Below are 16,085 nucleotides of genomic sequence, written 5' to 3' on the forward strand. Positions count from 1 at the left end.
ATGAACGACAACCTGATCGAAATCCGCAACCTGCGCGTCGCCTTCGGCGACCGTGAAGTGGTGCATGGGCTGGACCTGGATATCCGTCGCGGCGAATGCCTGGCGCTGGTGGGTGAGTCGGGTTCGGGCAAGTCAGTAACGGCGCACTCGATCCTGCGGCTGCTGCCGGGTAAAACCGTCACGACCTCGGGCAGCATTCGCTACAACGGCGTGGATCTGGTGCATGCCAGCGAGGCGCAATTGCGTGGCTTGCGCGGTAACCGGATCGCGATGATTTTCCAGGAGCCGATGACCTCGCTGAACCCGCTGCACACCGTGGAAAAACAAGTCAGTGAAGTGCTGGAAATCCATAAGGGTTTGAAGGGCCGCGTCGCTCGGGCACGGACGCTGGAGTTGCTGGAACTGGTGGGCATTCGTGAGCCGCACAAACGGCTCAAGGCCTACCCGCATCAGTTGTCTGGCGGCCAGCGGCAGCGGGTGATGATCGCTATGGCGTTGGCCAACGAGCCGGAACTGCTGATCGCCGATGAACCGACCACCGCACTCGATGTGACGGTGCAGCAGAAGATTCTGGAGCTGCTGATCGAGTTGCAGCAGCGCCTCGGCATGTCGTTGTTGCTGATCAGTCATGACCTGAATCTGGTGCGGCGGATTGCCCAGCGAGTGTGCGTGATGCGCGAGGGCGAGATCGTCGAGCAGGCCACTTGCGAGACGCTGTTCCGCGCGCCGCAGCATCCCTACAGCCGTCTGCTGATCGAAGCCGAGCCAACGGGGGCGCCGGTGCCCAGCGAGTACAGCCATAACCTGCTGGAAGTGGACAACCTCAAGGTCTGGTTTCCCTTGCCCAAAGCGTTGTTCAGCCGCACGCAGGACTACATCAAAGCCGTGGACGGGGTCAGTTTGAGCCTGCATCGCGGCAAGACCCTGGGCATCGTCGGCGAGTCGGGCTCGGGCAAATCCACGCTGGGTCAGGCGATTCTGCGACTGGTGGAGTCCGAGGGCGGCATCCGCTTCGGCAACAAGGAACTGAGTATTCTCAATCAGCGCTTGATGCGGCCATTGCGTCGGCAGATGCAGGTGGTGTTTCAGGACCCGTTCGGTAGCCTGAGCCCGCGCATGTCGGTGGAGCAGATCATCGCTGAAGGGTTGCTGACCCATGGCATCGGCACCCCGGATGAGCGGGAAGCAGCGGTGATTCGGGTGCTGAAGGAAGTCGGCCTCGACCCGCAAAGCCGTCACCGCTATCCCCATGAGTTCTCCGGTGGCCAGCGCCAGCGCATCTCCATCGCCCGGGCGCTGGTGCTGGAACCGGCGCTGATCCTGCTGGATGAACCGACCTCGGCACTGGATCGCACGGTGCAAAAGCAAGTGGTGGCGTTGCTGCGTGAATTGCAGATCCGGCATGGCCTGACGTATTTGTTCATCAGCCATGACCTGGCGGTGGTGCATGCCCTGGCCCATGACTTGATCGTGATCAAGGACGGCAAAGTGGTGGAACAAGGCTCGTCGCGGGAGATTTTTTCGGCGCCGCAGCATCCGTATACCCAGGAATTGCTCGCCGCCTCCGGCCTCACAAAGGCAGACGCGCCATTGGAATTGGCGTAGGAGCTGCCGCAGGCTGCGATCTTTTGATTTTGCTTTTTAAGATCAAGATCAAAAGATCGCAGCCTGCGGCAGCTCCTATGGGGCAGGCGGTAATTTTATTTTTGGGGGGCTGCATCCAAATCCCTGCGTGGTGGGTAGTACCTGTAGCAGCCCCCTGAGCTGCCGAGCGGTTTACTCATTTACGGAGAGATGTTCATGAACGCCAAACAGCTGCTGTGCCTTGCCGGTGTGTTCGCCGCCATCCCTGTTGCCTTCGCCCAGTCCGAGTTGCCGGACAGTGTCAAAGTCCCGGCCGGGCATAAGGTCGCGATGGAAACCACCGGGGTCGGCGAGATTACCTATGAGTGCCGGGACAAGGCCAATGCGGTCGGCCAGACCGAATGGATTTTTGTCGGCCCCAAAGCGGTGCTCAACGATCGCAGCGGCAAGCAGGTCGGCACTTATTTCGGCCCACCCGCCACCTGGCAAGCCAAGGACGGGTCCAAGGTGACCGGCACGCAATTGGCGGTCGCGCCGTCGAGCCCGGGCAACCTGCCCTATCAACTGGTCAAGGCCAACCCGTCCGAAGGCAAAGGCGCCATGAGCGGCGTGAGTTACATCCAGCGCGTGGCCCTCAAGGGCGGCGTGGCCCCGAGTGCCGAGTGCACGGCGGCGAACAAGGGCAAGCAGGAAGTGGTGAAATACCAGGCGGACTATATTTTCTGGGCGGCCAGTTAAGGTCCATATTGGGTCGGCGCCGGTTTCGACTTGCGCCGGCGCATCTCGGGATTGTTTGCTAGATTGAATCCAGCGTGCCCCACGCTCTGACCGACGGCTGAGCACAGTGTCCTTGCCCGAACCCTTTTTCGATTACGAAGCCCATCTGGCCGCCTGCGGGCGTGGCGAGCGTGAGGCCCTGCAGGATTTATATGTGCAGGAAAGTCCACGTCTTTTAGGTGTGGCCAAACGTCTGGTGGGCGATACGGCGTTGGCCGAGGACATCGTCCACGATGCGTTTATCAAGATCTGGTCCGCCGCCAAGGGTTTCGATCCGGCGCGGGGTTCGGCGCGGGGCTGGATGTTCAGCATCACCCGGCACCTGGCGCTCAATGTCATTCGTGACCATCGCCGCGAGACGCCCATGACCGAGGACAACGAGCTCGCCCTCCACGACCCTTTTGAATCGCTGGACCACGCCGGGCGCATTCATCGCTGCCTGGAACAACTGGAACCGGAGCGACGCAGCTGCATCCTGCACGCTTACGTCGACGGCTATTCCCACGCGCAAATCTCACACCGGCTCGGCACCCCGCTGGGCACCGTGAAAGCCTGGATCAAACGCAGCCTGACGGCCTTGCGGGAGTGCATGGGATGACCGCCCGACCTGTGAATGAAACCCCGGAAGAACGGGACGAACTGGCCAGCGAATATGTGTTGGGCACGCTGTCGGCGGAGCTGCGCAATGAGGTTCAACAACGCCTGGGCGATGAACCTCAGTTGCAAGCAGCCGTGGACGCCTGGGAGCGTCGATTGCTGGGCCTGACCGATCTGGCCGAGCCGCACGCACCCTCCCCGCATCTGTGGCGGCGCATCGAGCGCAGCGTCAATGACTTGAGCCGGCCACCGACGTCGACGGCTTTCTGGTGGAACCTGCTGCCGCTGTGGCGCGGGCTCGCCGGGGCCGGTTTAGCCGCCAGTCTGTTGCTCGGCGCATTGCTGCTGACCCAGGCCACAGTCAAACCGACGTATTTGGTGGTGCTGGTCGCCCCGCAGGACAAGGCGCCGGGCTGGGTGATCCAGGCCAGCAACCCAAGGGAAATCCAGCTGATCCCCCTGGGCGTCGTCGAGGTCCCGGCCGACAAGGCGTTGGAGTTCTGGACCAAGGCTGACGGCTGGCAAGGCCCGGTGTCGCTGGGGCTGGTGAAACCGGGGCAAACCCTGTCGGTGCCGCTGGACAAACTGCCGCCCCTGCAACCCAACCAACTCTTCGAGCTGACGCTTGAAGGAGCGAACGGCTCACCGATCGGCAAGCCGACCGGGCCGATTCAGTTCATCGGGCGCGCGGTGAAAGTCATCTGAGCTGCTCACCCCAGCGCTGCGACCCACTCCGCTGTCGTGACAATCGAATGGGCATACGTCGGCCCGTTGATCTCATGGGCGGCGTGCATCGCTTCGGCGCTGAACGCCGCGGTGGCGTCGCGCACCAGGGTGACGTGGTAACCCAATTCAGAAGCGAATTTGCCAGTGGTTTCGATGCAGGTGTTGGCCAGCATGCCCACGATCACCACCCTGTCGATCCCATGCTGTTTGAGCAGGTAATCCAGATCGGTGTTGGCGAAACCGCTGCCGCCCCAGTGCTCCTTGACGATCACATCGCCGGCCTCGGGCTGGAAGTCCGGGTGCCATTCGCCGCCCCAGGTTCCGGCGGCAAAGACCTGGGCGTGGCTGGCGCCTTGTTGATAGGGGCTGGGGTGTTTCCAGCGCGCCAGTTCATTGGGCTCGGCACGGTGGTGCGGCACGTAGAACACCTGGATGCCGGCCTTGCGGACCGCCGCCACCACAGTCTTGAGATTGGCCAGGGTGCCGACGCTGTCGGCCACCGGTTTGGCGCGACTGTTGAGCTTGCCGCCTTCGCTGAGGAAGTCGTTGTACGGATCCACCAATAACAGGCCGGTGCTGGCGGGAACATAGGAACTGGCATTCATGATCGACTCCTCGGGGACAAAGGCACGCGCCAGCTAACCAGTGTAGAAGCCGCCATCGTCACCGCAGGGGCCAGCCGACGACCGCCCCATCAACTGCGCAAGGGGGACTACTTGCCAACCATCATTACTGTCGATGTTCACCATCACATCAATGAAGTTCTCATAAAAAATCCCCGGCGTAACATCCGCTCCATACCAACCAATAAACACCCCGGAGCACACCATCATGAAACGCCAAATCCTTCTCAGCATCGCTTTCTCGGTTTTTGCAGTTAACGCTTTCGCCGCTTCTTCTGCTCACCCGGTTGTCGCTGAAGGCGGCTCGGATCGTCTGATTGAAAGTCGTGTGGCTGAGGGTGGTTCGGATCGTTTGCAACAGAATCGCGTTGCTGAAGGTGGCTCCGATCGTCTGCAACAGAATCGCGTCGCTGAAGGTGGTTCTGATCGTCTGCAACAGAATCGCGTTGCTGAAGGTGGCTCCGATCGTCTGCAACAGAATCGCGTCGCTGAAGGTGGCTCCGATCGTCTGCAACAGAACCGCGTCGCTGAAGGTGGCTCGGATCGTCTGCAACAGAATCGCGTTGCCGAAGGTGGCTCGGATCGTCTGCAACAGAATCGCGTCGCTGAAGGTGGTTCCGATCGCCTGATCCAGAACCGCGTTGCCTGAATGAATGGCGTTACAGCGGTACTCAACGAAAAACCCGGCCTCATCCGCCGGGTTTTTTATGCCTGGGATCTTTTGATCTTCAACGCCCCTTCGCCATACACCGCTGATACCGCTCATCAACCCGCTTGGCAAACCACGCCGTGGTGAGTTTGCGGGTGATCTTCGGGCTTTCCAGCACTATCCCCGGCAACACCGCACGCGGCAACGTCCGGCCTTCAGCCTTGTCAGCCAGGGCGAAAACCTCCTGATAGAGCCGGGTTTCCTCGAATTCCAGGGTTTTGCCTTTCTCCAGTTGATCGCGAATGGTCGGATTGCGCATGCCCAGCCGCTTGCCGAGGGTGCGCACCGCCAGTTCCGTGGTGCCGGGCATGATCGAATCGTAGCGGATCAAATCACCGTCCAGCGCCAGCGGGATGCCCGACGCGCGGCTCAACGCGTTCTGAAACGCCGCATTGCGGCTGGCGTACCACCCGGCATTGAAATCGGCAAAGCGATACAGCGGCTGTGTATAGCTCACCGGATAACCGAGCAAATGGGCGATGCCGAAGTACATCCCGCCGCGACGGCTGAACACTTCATGACGAATCGTCCCCTGCACCGGGTAGGGATAATTGCTCGCCTGTTGCTCGGCGAATTCGATGCTGACCTGCATCGGCCCGGCGGTGTGCACCGGATTGAAACCACCAAACAGGGTCCGGCCCATGGGCACCATGCTAATGAAGTCATCGAAAATCGCGCTGAGTTCTTTTTCGCTGCGGGCGGCGTTAAGCCTGTCGCTATAGCTTTTTCCGTTGGACGAACGGACCTGTAAGGCACCGCTGACCAACAGGCTGGGAATATGCACCTTGGCGGCGCGGCGGTCGATCTCGTCCCGGGCGATCTTGCCCAGGCCCGGCACCGGCGGGTCGACCTGAAAAGTCGATTCCTGCTCGGTCACGGCCAGTACCGCGCAGAGGTTTTGCGTGGACGGCGAAATGTCCTGGGCAGCAAACGCGGCGTAGATGTCCGTCGCCCAACCCTCACGGTCGACGGTCTTGGCCGGCAACAGGCGCACGATCTGCGCCTTCACCTCGGCGGGCTTGCGGGGCGGTGCTTCCTGGGTTTGCCGAGTGCCGCAACCGGCCAGGACCAGCAAGGCAGCGAGGCTGATGATTAATCGGTGGGTGTGCACGTTGCTCCATGAAATCCGTTTAAGCCGGGGTAACCATACGATCAATGGTGGGACGCAGGCTATGACTCTCACCCTTCCACACTGTTCCGTAGTAGCAGCTGTCGAGCACCGCGAGGCAGCGTTCGGCGGCGCAGCCGTCGTAAAATCAGCCAACACGGTGTGTCAGGTAAACCGCGTGCGCAAGGTTTGCGACGGCTTCGCCGCCGGACGCTGCCTCGCGGTGCTCGACAGCTGCTACAGAGCGCCTTGTGCTGGTCGCTGATAACAAACTTATTGCAGAGCGTTACTGAGAAAACATATCATTTGCGCCTGGAGTCGCATTTGCGCAAGGAGTTCCCCGCGCCGTTATCTCTTTTTCTCATCGGCGGCGCGCCGTCAGGATCGAACATGCTCACTCCTCCCTTTCGCCCTGCCCTTCTTGCCTTGGTGTGCTCTCTGTCCGTCACCGCCCATGCCGCCACATCAGAAAATGACGACAAGGCGCTGGTGCTGGAGGATGTGAACGTCAACGCCCAGGCCCCGACAGCGACGAACGCCCTGCCCCCTGTGTTCGCCGGCGGTCAGGTGGCGCGCGGCGGTCAATTGGGCGTGCTGGGCAATCAGGACGTGATGGACGTGCCGTTCACCATGGCCGCCTACACCGAACAACTGATCCAGGATCAGCAGGCCGAAGACGTCGCCGACGTGCTGCTCAACGACTCGTCGGTGCGCCAGGCCTCCGGTTTTTCCAACCAGGCGCAGATCTTCATGATCCGCGGCTTGCCACTGACCGGCGACGATATTTCCTATAACGGCCTGTACGGCGTGTTGCCGCGCCAGATCATTTCCACCGACGCCCTGGAGCGCGTGGAAGTGTTCAAGGGCCCGAACGCCTTCATCAACGGCGTGACCCCGACCGGCTCCGGCATCGGCGGCGGCGTCAACCTGCAACCCAAGCGCGCCGGTGACGTGCCAACACGCCGCTTCACCACCGACATCAATGACGAAGGCCGCGTCGGTCAGCACCTGGATCTAGGTCAGCGCTTCGGTGAAGACAACCGTTTCGGCGCGCGGGTCAACCTGGCCCAGCGTGAAGGCGACACCGGCATCGACCACGAAAACCAGCGTTCGAAACTGTTCTCCATCGGCCTCGATTATCGCGGTGACGCCCTGCGTATTTCCGGTGATTTCGCCTACCAGAAAGAACGCGTCAACGGTGGCCGCAACACCGTGAACCTCGGCACTGCCACGCACATTCCGGATGCGCCGTCGGCGGATACCAACTACGCGCCGAAATGGGGTTACACCGACATCGAAGACACCTTCGGCATGCTGCGCGCCGAGTACGACCTGAACGACAACTGGACGGCCTACGCTGCGGGCGGCGCCAAGCACACCCGTGAAGTCGGGCGCTACAACTCGACCACGCTGGTGGGCAACGACGGTGCGTCCACCACCACCGGTTCGTTCATCCCCCACGACGAAGACAACACCAGCGTCATGACCGGCCTCAACGGCCGATTCGCCACCGGACCGGTCACCCACAAACTCAATTTCGGCCTGGCCGGGATCTGGACCGAACAGCGCAGCGCCTACGATTTCGACCTGACCCGCTACTCGAACAACATCTACCATCCGGTGGAAACCCCATCGCCGGTCGGCAATTTTTCGGGCGGCGACCTGAGCGACCCGGGCATCGTCGGCAAGACCTTCAACCGCAGCGCGGCTGTGTCCGACACCCTCGGTTTCTTCGATGACCGACTGTTGCTGACCGTCGGCCTGCGTCGCCAGCAATTGGTGGTGCAAGGCTACGGTTACGCGCCTTACGGTTCCGGCAGCCGCACCTCCTCCTATGACGAATCGATCACCACACCGGTCTACGGCATCGTCTTCAAGCCGTGGGAGCATGTGTCGTTCTACGCCAACCGCATTGAAGGCCTGGCGAAAGGCCCGATCTCGCCGACCACGTCCGGCAGCCGCATCGTCACCAACGGCAACCAGGCGTTCGCCCCGGCCCGTTCGAAACAGATCGAAGCCGGCGTCAAGGTCGACATGGGCACCTACGGCGCCAGCCTCGGCGTGTACCGCATCGAGCAACCGAGCGATGGCTACTCAGTGATCACCAGCGCGACCACCGCGGAGTTTGTGCGCCAGGGTGAACAGGTCAACAAAGGCGTCGAACTCAACGTCTTCGGCGAACCGATCGAAGGCCTGCGCCTGATCAGCGGCCTGACCCTGATGGACACCGAACTGAAGAACACCCAGAACGGCGCCACCGACGGCAACCGTGCCATCGGCGTACCGACCTTCCAGTTCAACGCTGGCGTGGATTGGGACGTGCCAGGCCTGCAAGGCGTAGCGCTGAACGCGCGGATGCTGCGCACCGGCGGCCAATACGCCGACGCGGCGAACAACCTCAACCTGCCGACGTGGAATCGCTTCGACGCCGGCGCTCGTTATGGTTTCAAAGTCGACCAGAAAGACATCACCCTGCGTCTGAACATTGAAAACCTGGCCAACGAGAAGTACTGGGAATCGGCCCAGGCCGGCTACCTGACCCAAGGCGAGCCACGGGTGGCGAAGTTGTCCGGCACCATCGACTTCTAAGCCCTTTGCTCAATGAAAAGGCCCCGCAGCTTTGCCGCTGCGGGGCCTTTTTTATTTGCCATACTGATTCCATACATCGCGGAGAACAGGCCCATGAACCGTAGCGACGTGTTGGTCATCGGTGCCGGCCCGACCGGCCTGGTGCTGGCGCTGTGGCTGAGCAAACTCGGCATCCACGTGCGCATCATCGACAAGACCCTGGCCGCCGGCACCACCTCACGGGCCCTGGCCGTGCAGGCGCGAACCCTGGAGTTGTACCGTCAACTCGACCTCGCCGATGCCATCGTGCAAAACGGCCATCGGGTGGCGGCAGCAAATTTCTGGGTCAAGGGCGAACCCGTGGCGCACCTGCCCTTGACCAGGATCGGCGAAGGCCTGACACCCTACGCGTTTCTGGAAATCTTTCCCCAGGACGAACACGAACAACTGCTGATCGAACGCCTCGAAACCTTCGGCATCCGCGTGGAGCGCAATACCGAACTGGAAAGTTTCACCGAAACCGGCGACGGCATCACCGCGCAATTACGCCTGCCCGATGGCCAGGAGGAAACCTGCCAGGCCTGCTACATCGCCGGGTGCGACGGCGCCCGGTCGATTGTGCGCAAAACCCTGGACAGCGGTTTCCCCGGCGGCACCTACCAACAGATTTTCTACGTCGCCGACGTGCAGGCCAGCGGCCCGGCGTTCAATGGCGAACTGCATGTGGACCTCGATGAAGCGGACTTCCTCGCTGTGTTCCCACTGGCCAGCGAAGGTCACGCGCGGCTCATCGGCACCGTACGCGACGAACGGGCCGATCACGCCGAAACCCTCAAATTCGAAGACGTCAGCAGCCGGGCCATCGAGCATTTGAAAGTGCAGGTCGAACAGGTGAACTGGTTCTCGACCTATCGCGTGCATCACCGGGTCGCGGAGTTCTTTCGCAGCGGTCGTGCGTTTTTGCTCGGCGACGCGGCCCATGTCCATAGCCCGGCGGGCGGCCAAGGCATGAACACCGGGATTGGCGACGCAATCAACCTGGCCTGGAAACTGGCCGCCGTCCTCACCGGCGGCGCCACCGCCAAACTGCTCGACAGCTACGAAACCGAACGCATCGCCTTCGCCCGGCGCCTGGTGTCCACCACCGACCGGGTATTCAGCTTCGTCACCGCCGAGGGCAAAGTCGCGGATCTGCTGCGCACGCGGCTGGCGCCATTCCTGATTCCAAAATTGACGAAGTTCGGGCCGGAGTTCCTGTTTCGCACTGTCTCGCAAATCACCCTCAACTATCGCGGCATGCCACTGAGCGAAGGCGTTACCGGGCACGTCCACGGCGGCGACCGCTTGCCCTGGGCGCATGATGGCGAAGGCGATAACTACGAATCCCTGAAAAACCTGACCTGGCAGGTGCATGTGTACGGCGACACCAGCGACGAAATGATCGCCTGGTGCATTGAGCATCACTTGCCATTACACGTGTTCGACTGGCGGCCGGCGTTTGAAACTGCAGGGTTGGCGCGTAACGGGTTCTATTTGCTACGGCCGGATACGTACGTGGCGATTGCTGATAACAGTGCGGATTCGAAGGTGATCGAGCGGTATTTCCGGGATCACGGGATACGGCTGTATTTTGGCTAAATCTGCTCCCAGTCAATAGGCAACAAACCGTAGAAACTTGGAGAAAGTTCAACACACCGTTCATCGAACACCGGTAAAAACCGAGACCAACCTGTCAACTTTGACAGTAGACGACCTGACGACCACCACCGTTTAATAAATTCGAAAATAAATTTATCAAATGGGAGGTTTAAACATGTCGCAGTCAACAATTGAGTCAGAACTCAACGCTATCGGTACTCTAAACGCCTTAATCAGCGGCGCCAACCACCAACCCTTTAAAAGCGAAACCGTAAAAATGCACTCCGAACCCTACTACCCGGTGGTTATCGAGTGGCTGATGCCTCAAGGAGAAACGGTGAGATCAATGACATTCAGATCCAGGGTCAAACTTGAAGACGGTGAAAAGGACTATCTCATTGGTCAATCATTCGTAAACATACGGTATATCAGTAACGGGAACTATTTTTGGAGTTCATTCGGCGGAACGTTAAAACTGAAAGTAAAAAACAATGGAAAACATATAACTGGAGAGTTTTCCAACGTAGGTTTTGCAAGAGACGAATACCCCGAACCGGACTTGAGCATAACGGCTAACTTTGTCGTAGAAGACGAAACCCCATAAGTTCCGAAAACAATACAGCCCATGCTGAATACAGTGCAGGAGGCGGAATTTGACCGTCTGGCAACTGAACCTCAAGACGCCACAGAAATGGCGAGCGGGCTTACTCCCGAAGACCGATGGGTCAGTCGCCATTTACATGGCCTGACCCATCGCCTTTGTGAGCAAGCCCACACACAGGGGTTTGGGGTGTTTTTAGATCCCGGCCAGAGCCAAATCCATCGCAAAGTAAGTAAAGATCAGGTCCGCCCCTGCCCGCTTGATCGCCCCAAGGCTTTCACGCACCACGCGATCTTCATCAATCGCCCCGGCCTGGGCCGCAAACTTGATCATCGCGTACTCGCCACTGACCTGATACGCCGACAGCGGCAACCGCGAAACCTCGCGGATGTCGCGGATGATGTCGAGGTAGGCGCCGGCTGGCTTGACCATCAGCGCGTCGGCGCCTTCCTGTTCGTCCAGCAGCGATTCGCGCACGGCTTCGCGGCGGTTCATCGGGTTCATCTGGTAGCTTTTGCGGTCGCCTTTCAAGGCACTGCCGCCCGCCTCACGGAACGGGCCGTAGAGCGCCGAGGCGAATTTGGTCGAGTAGGCCATGATCGCGGTCTGGGTGAAACCGGCTTCATCCAGCGCCCGGCGAATCGCCTGGACCTGTCCGTCCATCGCCGCTGACGGGGCGATCACGTCGGCGCCGGCACGGGCGGCGGCCACGGCTTGTTTGCCGAGATTGATCAGCGTCTGATCGTTGTCGACTTCGTGGTTATGCACCACGCCGCAGTGGCCGTGGTCGGTGTACTCGCAGAAGCAGGTGTCGGACATCACGATCATCTCCGGCACCGCGTCCTTGGCAATGCGTGACATGCGCGACACCAGGCCATTGTCGTTCCAGGTATCGCTGCCGCTGCTGTCCAGATGATGGGACACGCCGAAGGTCATCACCGACTTGATCCCGGCACGGGCATAACGCTCGATTTCACCGGCCAGTTTCGACTCGGGAATGCGCATCACACCGGGCATGCTTTTGATCGGCACGAAATCGTCGATTTCTTCCTCGACGAAAATTGGCAGCACCAGATCGTTCAGGCTGAACTCGGTTTCCTGGAACAGGCTGCGCAGGCTCGCATTGCGGCGCAGACGGCGTGGACGTGCTTCGGGGAACTGGCTGGACATGGATTTTCCTGAGACAAAAGTCGTAGGGGGCGAAGCTTATGCCCTGTGCGGCGCAGGACACAAACATCAGGTGAGGAACAAACCTTTACCGGGTTGGCAACAATCCCCGTTTGTCCCTGTAGGAACATGGCTTGCCCGCGATGGCGTTCTCAGAATTACCATCGCCAGCAAGCGTTGCTCCTACAGCGTCAGGGTCCCGTCGATGCACGTCACCACGGCGCCGCCGATCCAGATCTCGTCACCGACTTGATCCACCTGAATCCGCCCGGCGCGGCCCATGGTCAAGCCCTGGCTGACCACGTAGGGCGCCGGCGCCAGCCTTTCGCTGAGCAGCCATTGGGCGATCCCGGCGTTGAGGCTGCCGGTGGCCGGGTCTTCCGGCATGCCGTCGCCGGAGATGAACGCGCGCACTTCGAACTGCGCGTCATCGCCATCGCGCTCGGAGTGCCAAGGGGCGATAACCCCGACGGCCAGGCCGAGCATCTGCGAATGGTCCGGCTGCAAATCGAGCACCTGCTGCCGATCCTCGACCATCACCGCGAGCCACCCGGCACCGTTATCGACCCATTGCGCCCGAACGATGGCCCCCGCTGCCAACCCCAGCCCACGCCGGACCCGCTCCACCACATCGGCCTCTACCGGACCGGTCCTGAGCAGCGGCGGCGCCAGAAACGCCAATTCCGCGCCTTGCCGGCGAACCCGCACCAGCCCGACACCGCACTCCTGAATGATCTCCTCGCCCTTGGGCACGCCACCGGCCTCAAGCCAGGCGTGACACGTGCCCAGGGTCGGGTGACCGGCGAATGGCAGCTCTGACAGGGTGGTGAAAATTCGCACGCGGTAATCGGCCCGTGGGTCCTGGGGTTCGAGCACGAACGTGGTTTCACTGAGATTGGTCCAGCTCGCGAACGCCGCCAGGCGCTCATCGCTGAGTTCATCAGCGCCGAACACCACGGCCAGCGGATTGCCTTTGAGCGGCGTACGGCTGAAGACATCGACTTGCTTGAAGGGGAATGAACGCATGGCCTTCCTTGGTTCTAAAAGGCTTACTTGGGAATTTCCAGCCCACGCATCACCGCTGGCCGGGCCATGAAGCGCTCCAGCACCCGCGTGATGTTCGGGAAGTTCTTGATACCCACCAGATCACCGGCCTCATAGAAGCCGATCAGGTTGCGCACCCACGGAAACGTCGCGATGTCGGCGATGGTGTAGCGCTCGCCCATGATCCAGTCGCGTCCTTCCAGGCGTTCGTCGAGCACCTTCAACAGGCGTTTGCTTTCTTCGACGTAGCGCTCAAGGGGCCGTTTGTCCTCGTAGTCCTTGCCGCCGAATTTGTTGAAGAAACCGACCTGCCCGAACATCGGCCCGATACCGCCCATCTGAAACATCAACCATTGGATGGTCTCGTACCGCGCCGCCGATTCCTGGGCCAGCAACTGGCCACTCTTGTCGGCGAGGTAGATCAGAATCGCCCCGGACTCAAACAATGGCAGTGGCTGGTCCCCTGGACCGTGGGGGTCGATGATCGCCGGGATCTTGTTGTTGGGGTTCAACGACATGAACTCCGGCGACAGTTGATCGTTGGTCTCGAAGCCCACACGGTGCGGCTCGTACGGCAGGCCGATCTCTTCGAGCATAATCGAGACCTTGACGCCGTTGGGGGTCGGCAAGGAGTAGAGCTGAATCCACTCGGGGTACTGGGCCGGCCATTTTCCGGTAATCGGGAACGCAGAAAGATCGGTCATGGGGTGATCCGCGCAGACATTGGAGCGCTGATCATAATGTAGGAGCTGCCGGAGGCTGCGATCTTTTGATTGAGATTTTCTAAAAGCAAAATCAAAAGATCGCAGCCTCCGGCAGCGCCTACAGGGGCGATACGCCGTGAAAATGCAGCAACGTCCATAAATCCGCAACATCCTGTCGATAACCTTCGGCCAACCCGTCAAAGGTTGCGGCTAAAGTGCTGCGAACTCGCCGTCATCGAACCAAATGGGCTTCAGAGGACTCTGAGCATTGCCCTTTACGGAAACAGATCGGCTCAACGACATGGAAAACACCCGCTGCTGGGAGCGCGTGGTGTAAAGGTTTGTCAGCCTTAATCGAATGCGCTGAAGATCCCTTTATTCAATGATGAACCTTTCGAAATTCGCCCAACGCTTCAAACATCGTGCGTATATCTTTCTGCCCTCGTTATTGGCGGTCAGCGCGCTGTTCCTGTCGCTTGAGTCCAGCGAAAGCCGCGCCCAACCGGCAGACGGCACGCAGACCCTGGTATTTCTGCGCCATGCCGAAAAACCCGACGGTGGCCTAGGCCAGCTCAATTGCCAGGGTTTGAACCGCGCGATCAACCTGTCCACCTTGCTCCCCGAAAAATTCGGCAAGGCCGATTACGTGTTTGCCGCCAACCCGACGCGCAATGTCGAGGAAGGCGAACTGGACAATTCCTACAGCTACATCCGCCCCCTGATGACCATCAGCCCCAGCGCCATCAAGCTCGGCCTGCCGGTGAATATCGAGTACTCGGCCAACGACACCAGTGATCTGGCGGACGAATTGCTGCACGACAAGTATCACAACTCGATCATCTACACCGCCTGGTCCCACGGCTACCTGCCGGAGCTGATCAACAAGGTGGCCGGCGACGCGGTCGGCAAGAAACAGAACATCACTGAGGATTGGGAGTCCAGCGACTACGATTCGCTGTACGTGCTGACCCTGACCTGGCACAACGGCAAGGCCAGCCTGGTCAGCCACACCTATAAACAAGGGCTGGATAACGGCTCGCAGAACTGTCCTACATAAGAGGTCGGACAGGTCCCACGCACTGTTGGGACCACGAGGAACAAGGGGCTGGGCTATCATGAGCTCATCTTTCCATTGCCCGGAACCTCGCCATGTCGCTCTCATCCACAGCCGTCCCCGCCCGGGGTTGGTCGTTCTGGTGGAAACCCGCTTTGTTCGTACTGGTCGCCTGCGTCGGCCTCTACTACGTCAAGTGGTCGCCCTACTACCTCAAGGCCTTCGTTGCCGCTGACAACCACAGCATCGGCGCCTCGATCATCAATGACCAACTGTCCGATCCGCTGACCGCCGCCCTGGCGTATGCCAAGGTGTATTTCCTGGCAATCTGGAAAGCCGCGGTACTGGCGGTGATCCTCGGTTCCCTGCTGCAAGTATTGATTCCGCGAGACTGGCTATTGCGCCTGTTCGGTCGCGCCGGTTTTGCCTCGACCCTGCGCGGCGGCCTGTTCGCCCTGCCCGGCATGATGTGCTCGTGCTGCGCCGCCCCGGTGGCCGCCGGCATGCGTCGGCAGAACGTGTCGGTGGGTGCGGCGCTGGCCTTCTGGATCGGCAACCCGGTGCTCAACCCCGCCACACTGGTGTTCATGGGCTTCGTGCTCGGTTGGGGGTTCACGGCGTTGCGGCTGGTGGCGGGCATCGTGCTGGTGTTCGGTGTGTCGCTGGTTGCCCAGCGGATCGCCGGGCCCGAGGTCTTGCCTGAAGCCGCCGTCGAAGCCGTGGTCGAAGCCAGCGAAACCAACGCGCAACCGTTCCTGACCCGCTGGGGCCGGACGATCTGGCAACTGTTCTGGAGCACCATTCCGATCTACATCCTGGCGGTGCTGGTGCTGGGTGCGGTCCGGGTCTGGGTGTTTCCGCACATCGATGGCGCTATGGCCAACAGCCTGTTGTGGCTGGTGCCGCTGGCGATCATCGGTACGCTATTCGTGATTCCGACCGCTGCCGAAATCCCCATCGTGCAAACCATGATGACCCTGGGTATGGGCACCGCACCGGCGGTCGCGTTGCTGATGACCCTGCCGAGCATCAGCCTGCCGTCGCTGCTGATGCTGCGCAAGGATTTCGACACGCGGGTGCTGGTGAGCGTGGTGCTGATGACCATGGGGGTTGGGGTGATCAGCGGGTTGATCGGGGCTGCATTGCTTTAAGTCATTTGGCGTCTGTGAGGACCCCTTCGCGGGC

At 60.6% G+C, this 16,085-nt stretch carries 15 protein-coding genes; 10 read left to right on the forward strand and 5 right to left on the reverse strand.

All coding sequences use genetic code 11. The features are described from left to right. The 4 genes from ACA071_RS20950 (at position 1) to ACA071_RS20965 (ending at position 3,663) form a co-directional block, all read left to right on the forward strand. On the forward strand, positions 1-1,605 hold the full coding sequence (locus tag ACA071_RS20950) for an ABC transporter ATP-binding protein (RefSeq protein ID WP_497640906.1): 1,605 nt from the start codon (positions 1-3) through the stop codon (positions 1,603-1,605). A gap of 195 nt (positions 1,606-1,800) precedes the next feature. Continuing rightward, positions 1,801-2,322 (forward strand): DUF3455 domain-containing protein, encoded by a 522-nt coding sequence (locus tag ACA071_RS20955; protein WP_497640907.1) that lies wholly within the window; start codon positions 1,801-1,803, stop codon positions 2,320-2,322. A 112-nt stretch (positions 2,323-2,434) separates the two neighbouring features. Then, complete coding sequence (locus ACA071_RS20960) at positions 2,435-2,959, forward strand: sigma-70 family RNA polymerase sigma factor (RefSeq protein ID WP_497640908.1); 525 nt, start codon at positions 2,435-2,437, stop codon at positions 2,957-2,959. Further along, a complete protein-coding gene (locus tag ACA071_RS20965) occupies positions 2,956-3,663 on the forward strand; it encodes an anti-sigma factor (RefSeq protein WP_497640909.1) in 708 nt (235 codons plus the stop codon). The genes ACA071_RS20960 and ACA071_RS20965 overlap by 4 nt, the downstream gene beginning before the upstream one ends. A 5-nt stretch (positions 3,664-3,668) precedes the next feature. Here the strand turns inward: ACA071_RS20965 and ACA071_RS20970 are convergent, their stop codons facing one another. Next, positions 3,669-4,289 (reverse strand): cysteine hydrolase family protein, encoded by a 621-nt coding sequence (locus ACA071_RS20970; RefSeq protein ID WP_497640910.1) that lies wholly within the window; start codon positions 4,287-4,289, stop codon positions 3,669-3,671. Between the two features lie 226 nt (positions 4,290-4,515). On the opposite strand from ACA071_RS20970, the gene ACA071_RS20975 reads away from it, so the two are divergent. Beyond that, positions 4,516-4,956: a phage infection protein gene (locus ACA071_RS20975; protein WP_497640911.1), complete on the forward strand. Its 441-nt coding sequence runs from the start codon at positions 4,516-4,518 to the stop codon at positions 4,954-4,956. A 79-nt stretch (positions 4,957-5,035) separates the two neighbouring features. Here the strand turns inward: ACA071_RS20975 and ACA071_RS20980 are convergent, their stop codons facing one another. After that, positions 5,036-6,127, reverse strand: a complete 1,092-nt coding sequence (locus tag ACA071_RS20980; RefSeq protein WP_497640912.1) for a DUF1615 domain-containing protein — start codon at positions 6,125-6,127, stop codon at positions 5,036-5,038. 387 nt (positions 6,128-6,514) lie between these two features. On the opposite strand from ACA071_RS20980, the gene ACA071_RS20985 reads away from it, so the two are divergent. The 3 genes from ACA071_RS20985 (at position 6,515) to ACA071_RS20995 (ending at position 10,934) form a co-directional block, all read left to right on the forward strand. Continuing rightward, positions 6,515-8,713 (forward strand): TonB-dependent receptor, encoded by a 2,199-nt coding sequence (locus ACA071_RS20985; RefSeq protein ID WP_497640913.1) that lies wholly within the window; start codon positions 6,515-6,517, stop codon positions 8,711-8,713. 93 nt (positions 8,714-8,806) lie between these two features. Beyond that, positions 8,807-10,330, forward strand: a complete 1,524-nt coding sequence (locus tag ACA071_RS20990) for an FAD-dependent oxidoreductase (protein WP_497640914.1) — start codon at positions 8,807-8,809, stop codon at positions 10,328-10,330. A 175-nt stretch (positions 10,331-10,505) separates the two neighbouring features. Continuing rightward, entirely contained in the window at positions 10,506-10,934 is a 429-nt protein-coding gene (locus ACA071_RS20995) for a hypothetical protein (RefSeq protein WP_497640915.1), read from the forward strand. 192 nt (positions 10,935-11,126) lie between these two features. On the opposite strand, the gene hemB is transcribed toward ACA071_RS20995, so the two are convergent. The 3 genes from hemB to ACA071_RS21010 all read right to left on the reverse strand — a co-directional run bounded on the left by hemB (position 11,127) and on the right by ACA071_RS21010 (position 13,846). Next, positions 11,127-12,101, reverse strand: coding sequence for a porphobilinogen synthase (gene hemB, locus ACA071_RS21000; protein WP_497640916.1), 975 nt, complete (start codon positions 12,099-12,101; stop codon positions 11,127-11,129). Positions 12,102-12,281: 180 nt separating this feature from the next. Beyond that, on the reverse strand, positions 12,282-13,124 hold the full coding sequence (locus tag ACA071_RS21005; RefSeq protein ID WP_497640917.1) for a PhzF family phenazine biosynthesis protein: 843 nt from the start codon (positions 13,122-13,124) through the stop codon (positions 12,282-12,284). 23 nt (positions 13,125-13,147) lie between these two features. Further along, positions 13,148-13,846, reverse strand: a complete 699-nt coding sequence (locus tag ACA071_RS21010; RefSeq protein ID WP_497640918.1) for a glutathione S-transferase family protein — start codon at positions 13,844-13,846, stop codon at positions 13,148-13,150. Between the two features lie 382 nt (positions 13,847-14,228). Here ACA071_RS21010 and ACA071_RS21015 point away from each other — a divergent pair, with 382 nt between their 5' ends. Both ACA071_RS21015 and ACA071_RS21020 read left to right on the forward strand, forming a co-directional pair. Next, positions 14,229-14,903 carry a histidine phosphatase family protein gene (locus ACA071_RS21015; RefSeq protein WP_497640919.1) on the forward strand — a complete coding sequence of 225 codons (675 nt, stop codon included), beginning with the start codon at positions 14,229-14,231 and terminating at the stop codon, positions 14,901-14,903. Positions 14,904-14,995: 92 nt separating this feature from the next. Further along, positions 14,996-16,051 carry a permease gene (locus tag ACA071_RS21020; RefSeq protein WP_497640920.1) on the forward strand — a complete coding sequence of 352 codons (1,056 nt, stop codon included), beginning with the start codon at positions 14,996-14,998 and terminating at the stop codon, positions 16,049-16,051. Positions 16,052-16,085: the final 34 nt, after the last annotated feature.

This window comes from Pseudomonas sp. LBUM1646, from assembly GCF_059716165.1.